Consider the following 5,142-nt stretch of genomic DNA (forward strand, 5'->3'; position numbering starts at 1 on the left):
TTGGCGCAGTAGCTCAGTTGGTAGAGCAACGGATTGAAGCTCCGTGTGTCGGCAGTTCGACTCTGTCCTGCGCCATTCAACTTAATATTCTGGAGGGATAGCGAAGTGGCCAAACGCAGCGGACTGTAAATCCGTTCCTTCGGGTTCGTAGGTTCAAATCCTACTCCCTCCATTAGTTAGGGGTATAGTTTAATGGTAAAACTATGGTCTCCAAAACCATCGATGTGGGTTCAATTCCTACTACCCCTGTTCAGTAAATTTACTAGTGAATCTTCTGGATTTTTATGGTATACTATTTATTGAAAAACCAATATGGCGACTGTGGCGAAGTGGTTAACGCACCGGGTTGTGGTCTCGGCATGCGTGGGTTCGAACCCCATCAGTCGCCCTTATATTGGGCTATAGCCAAGCGGTAAGGCAGCAGGTTTTGATCCTGTCATTCCTAGGTTCGAATCCTAGTAGCCCAGTAAGTTTGAAACTCAATGCAGCTGCATTGAGTTTTCTTTTTATTTAAATAAATAGGAAAGAGTGAATATGATGACAGAAAAACACGGGAAGTTTTTTATTATAATGGGTATCCTGATATTCCTGCTTTCTCTTTATGTAGTTACCAAAGACCCGATCATTGGTGGAGTTGGAGTTCTGATAGGGTTATGGAATATGCTGATGGGTTACCGGACCTCTAAAGGAAAAACATTTTTCACACCAAAAGATGAATAGTAAAAAGGAAGAGACAAGGGTCATTGACGATCCTTGTCTCTTCCTTTTTATTTACATGTTATTCTTCATCATTAGTATTGGTTGACTCATCGGAATCATCGGGTGTTTCATCGGTGTTATTCTGATTATTAGAAGTATCTTGTTCAGGATTTTCGTCTCCATCTGAGGTTTCTTCGTCCTGATCCTCATCAGACGGAGGAGGGGTACCGTTTCCGGCATCCTCTTCCTGGTCTGATTCTTCATTATCATTATTCTGATTGTTATCGGTGTTTGTTTCTTCCTCTTCCGAAGGATTATCTTCTTCCGGTTCAGTTTGAGGTTCTTCTTCAGTCTCTTCCTCTTCCGGTTCTTCTTCCACAGGTTCTGGTACCGTCACCGTTGTGGTAGCTTCCGGACCAGTGGAGTCATAAGCTGAAACGGATAACGTGATAGCCAGATCGCCTGCCGGAGGTCCAGTCAGCGTGAGTTCATTATCTGAGAGAGTGCTGGACTCGCCGTCAATAGAGAGGTTATATGAGACACTTTCGTCTTCATTCTCGAGGGTATATTCATCCCAAGTGACAGTCAGTTCGTCGTTCTCTTCATCGTATTCAGCTGTCAGTCCTGTCGGTGTTTCCAGTTCTTCACCGTAATTCAGTGATTGTTCAGTTGGCTCAGTTCCTTCTACAAAGAGTTCCGTGACTCGTTCACTTTCTGGTGTGTTTGGCCCAGGAAGCTGGGCAGGGTCTGTTCCATCTTCAACCGTTACTTCTGTAACAGATGAAGGCATCTGCCAGTCAGTGTTTTCTACATCTTGAGAAACATACTGCATGATTTCTCTATAGATATGACGGGGGAGGAGACGAGAGTCGTCATTGAAGGTCAGATAACCCTTTCTGTTATTGTCATAGCCAGTCCATACGGATAAGGAGTAATTAGAGGTATAACCGGCGTACCAGGAAGCAGGCACAGCATCTGAAGGATATCCCAATTCGCTTAATTGTTCATCGGTGAAATTGGTCGTTCCTGTTTTTCCAGCCTGTGGGATGCCACCCAATCCTACAATGTTATTGTAATTGGACGCGACATCTTTCAGCATATCCGTCACCATATAGGCAGTATAATCAGACATGGCCTGATTCGTTTCTGGAGTCAAATCGATTTCCTGTCCGTCTTGAGTGATCACTTTAGAGACGGTATAGGGTTCGGTATACTGTCCGCCATTTGCAAAAGCTGCATATGAGGCCGACATTTGTAAAGGAGACATCTGTCCACTTATAGCGTTAGAAGGAACCAATTCGCCTTCTAGAGACATCGGATCGATCGGGATACCTAACTGGGTCATGAATTCTTCGACTTGATTCATCTCCAGATCTTCATTGAAAAGTTTCGCCGTCGGGACATTCCGTGAGTCTACCAGAGCTTCTCGCATGCTGATTTGACCTCTGTACTGACCGTCATAATTTCTCAAGGAAGTCCCATCCGGGTAACTATAGGCTTCGTCAACGATCTGATGATACGTCGAGTATTTTAAATATTCGATCGCCGGACCATAAGTCGATAAAGGTTTGATCGTTGACCCAGTAGCCTTGGTTTGAGTGGCGCGGTTAACCCCTCTAAGGACCTCTGTATTTCTTCCGCCACCCAAGGCTCTTACTTTTCCTGTATCAGCTTCTACTAGGGAGACTGCTGCCTGAACTTCGTCATTGATATAATTCACATATTCATCTGAATTTAATACATCAAAGACGCGCTGCTGGGCATCTATATCGATATTGGTCTCTATAGTCAACCCTGCGGTAGCGGGATTTAAATCTGTTTTTTCTTCTACTTCATCCAATACACGCTGGACATATGAATCAGTGACTAAGGCAGTGTTGTCTGACTCACTTAATTCAACGAGCCCTGCATCGATCGGTGTGTTATAGGCTTGTTCAGCTTCTTCACTCGTGATGTGGCCCTCTTCAGCCATGACACTGATTACGGTGTCCCGTCTTTCTTTTGCAAGTTCAGGATTGGCGTAAGGGCTGTAGCGGTTAGGCGCTTTGGCCATGCCGGCGAACAGTGCGGCTTCATGGATCTCTAGCTCACTGACTGATTTACCATAATATTCTTCTGCCGCAGTAGCCACGCCGTACACGTTACCTGCCATATGGATTTTATTCAAATATAAAGTCATAATCTGTTCTTTAGATAATTCGCGCTCCAGCTGCAGTGCAAGCCAGGCTTCCTGAGCTTTTCTCTCCAGAGTCTGGTCTGCTCTTGTTGTAGAGAAGACGGACAGTTTGACCAACTGCTGGGTGATGGTGCTTCCGCCACCGACGATCTGTCCCTGGTTCGTAACGTAACCAATAGCCGCCCGTGCGATACCGATAGGGTCTATCCCCATGTGGTCATCAAAACGCTGATCTTCAATGGCCGTCATGGCATCAGTCATTACATCGGGGTATTCATTGGCTTCAGCATACTCACGGTTTTCACCGCCGAGAGTATAGAAAACATTGCCATCTTTATCAAGCAACTCTGATGAGAATGTTCCAACCAGATCTTCTTCGGTCAGTTCAGGTGCAGATGATGCATAGTAAGCAAATAAGGCTCCACCGGCCACGACAACCAGTAAGAAGACAGTGATAAAGGTCAGTATAATACGTTTGAACCATTTTTTCGGCTGCTTCGATTCTTTTTTCTTGGTATTTTTCTTATAGTCTTTACGAGACATTTTATCTTTTTGTGACATGTTACGCTCCTTTACTTTCTACTTAGTTGAAATCCAGTAAAAAGGTTCATTTCATTTCGTTTCATCAGAGAATGACTTTACACTATTTAATGAAGAGAGTCAATAAAGCTGTATTTTTCTTAAAACACTCTTAAGCATTTCGTTCACTGATCAACTGATCCACAATTTTTAAATAAGGCAGACGCGGAGAGAGGCTATAATTGATTTCGAACGCATCCGTTTCGATTTCTTTTAGAGGGATCGACTTCTTTCCTTTTTCCTCAAACTGCTGATTCCACCATTTGTAAAGCAGCGGGAAATTCAGTAAAAAGACCCGATTCAAGGTGCTGAACCGGATAATAACGAAACAGACCCCGCCATGCTCATGACACATCTTCATATGAGTCAGCTGATGGTCATGAAAATTCTTCAATGGAAAAGACGTTTTGTTGCGCGTTTCTTTGGCTTCAAAATCGATATAATGCCCTTTATAGATCCCATTATAGTCAGTGGTCGAAGCGCGTTTGTAGTAAGCCTCGGTAATCTTAGCTGCACTTCGTCTGGGATAATCCACGTTGACCACCTGGATGGGGATGGGCTTTTTATGAATGACTGCTTGTTTTCGCAAAAGGTAATAATCATTCGTCGCGTTCAAATCTTCTTCCAATGTCATTCCGCGATTACTGTAAGACACTTTCTTTTTCTTTGGTTGATTTTCATTCGTCTTTTTGTCATTATTAATACGATAAGGTTTACCGTTAGGGTACCGAATAGTCATTGTGTTCACAACCTTAAATTAAGTTAACTCTAGTTTACCAAACAACGACAGGCGAATGTAGAATGGAGGACAAATTTATTAAAAACTTATATGTTAGTGGTTACCGATCCTACGAGCTGTCTATTTTTCAGGCAGATGATCCCAAGATCGATTACATCAAAAAGTTTTTCAAGCGAAAACTGATCGAATATATCGAAGAGGGGCTTGAATGGGTGATCATATCAGGCAATCTGGGCACAGAGCTATGGATGGGTGAAGTCGCACTGGATCTGAAAGGCGATTACCCGGAGCTTCGCCTGGCCGTTCTGCTTCCGTATACAAATTTTTCCAGCAAGTGGAATGAAGTGAATCAGATGTACTACAACTCGATCATTGAACGGGCTGATTATATCAACTATACATCAAATCAGGACTACGCCAATCCCGGTCAGTTGAAGAACAATCAAGCCTTCATCGTAAAAAACACTGATGGCTGCCTGCTGTTCTATGATTCCGAACACGAAGGGAAAGTCGGTTACTTCTATGAACAGGCGCTGAAGTATCAGGAACGGCATCCCTATGAAATAGAAACCACTTCCTTCGATGAGTTACAGTGGTTCATCACTGATCTACTGGAAGAAGAACGATTTGAGTAGTATTCAATAGTGAAAGGTTAGGACGGCTGTCCTAACCTTTTCCTTATAAATAAGGGATTTTTTTGTGTATTCAGTATTAACGGAGTAAAAGTGGAAACTGCCTGCTGATTAGGGGTAGTCAGAATAAAATTATTCTGAGCGATGCCAATGAGGAGCTCATTAGACGTACTCCAGAAAAAATAACGTTGGGTAATGCCAATGAGGAGCTCATTAGGCGTACTCCAGAAAAAATAACGTTGGGTAATGCCAATGAGGAGCTCATTGGGCGTACTCCAGAAAAAGTAGCGTTGGGTAATGCCAATGAGGAGCTCATT

4 protein-coding genes and 5 tRNA genes are annotated in these 5,142 nt (G+C 43.4%); 7 read left to right on the forward strand and 2 right to left on the reverse strand.

Features of this window, described 5'->3' with window-relative positions:
- Positions 1-2 precede the first annotated feature (2 nt).
- From BMX84_RS12195 to BMX84_RS12220, 6 genes are all read left to right on the forward strand, one after another.
- Positions 3-75, forward strand: a tRNA-Phe gene (locus BMX84_RS12195).
- Positions 76-91: 16 nt separating this feature from the next.
- Positions 92-172: transfer RNA gene (locus tag BMX84_RS12200), tRNA-Tyr, on the forward strand.
- 6 nt (positions 173-178) lie between these two features.
- A tRNA-Trp gene (locus BMX84_RS12205) sits at positions 179-249 on the forward strand.
- A gap of 66 nt (positions 250-315) precedes the next feature.
- Positions 316-388: transfer RNA gene (locus tag BMX84_RS12210), tRNA-His, on the forward strand.
- Between the two features lie 7 nt (positions 389-395).
- Positions 396-467: transfer RNA gene (locus tag BMX84_RS12215), tRNA-Gln, on the forward strand.
- Between the two features lie 67 nt (positions 468-534).
- Positions 535-720 carry a hypothetical protein gene (locus BMX84_RS12220; protein WP_091490315.1) on the forward strand — a complete coding sequence of 62 codons (186 nt, stop codon included), beginning with the start codon at positions 535-537 and terminating at the stop codon, positions 718-720.
- Positions 721-778: 58 nt separating this feature from the next.
- Here BMX84_RS12220 and BMX84_RS12225 read toward each other — a convergent pair whose 3' ends face one another.
- Both BMX84_RS12225 and recU read right to left on the reverse strand, forming a co-directional pair.
- Complete coding sequence (locus BMX84_RS12225) at positions 779-3,436, reverse strand: transglycosylase domain-containing protein (protein ID WP_091490318.1); 2,658 nt, start codon at positions 3,434-3,436, stop codon at positions 779-781.
- Between the two features lie 130 nt (positions 3,437-3,566).
- Positions 3,567-4,193, reverse strand: coding sequence for a Holliday junction resolvase RecU (recU, locus tag BMX84_RS12230; protein ID WP_091490320.1), 627 nt, complete (start codon positions 4,191-4,193; stop codon positions 3,567-3,569).
- Positions 4,194-4,255: 62 nt separating this feature from the next.
- Here recU and BMX84_RS12235 point away from each other — a divergent pair, with 62 nt between their 5' ends.
- Entirely contained in the window at positions 4,256-4,828 is a 573-nt protein-coding gene (locus BMX84_RS12235; protein WP_091490323.1) for an SLOG family protein, read from the forward strand.
- Positions 4,829-5,142 lie beyond the last annotated feature (314 nt).

This window comes from Alkalibacterium putridalgicola (assembly GCF_900109825.1).
GTDB lineage: Bacteria > Bacillota > Bacilli > Lactobacillales > Carnobacteriaceae_A > Alkalibacterium > Alkalibacterium putridalgicola.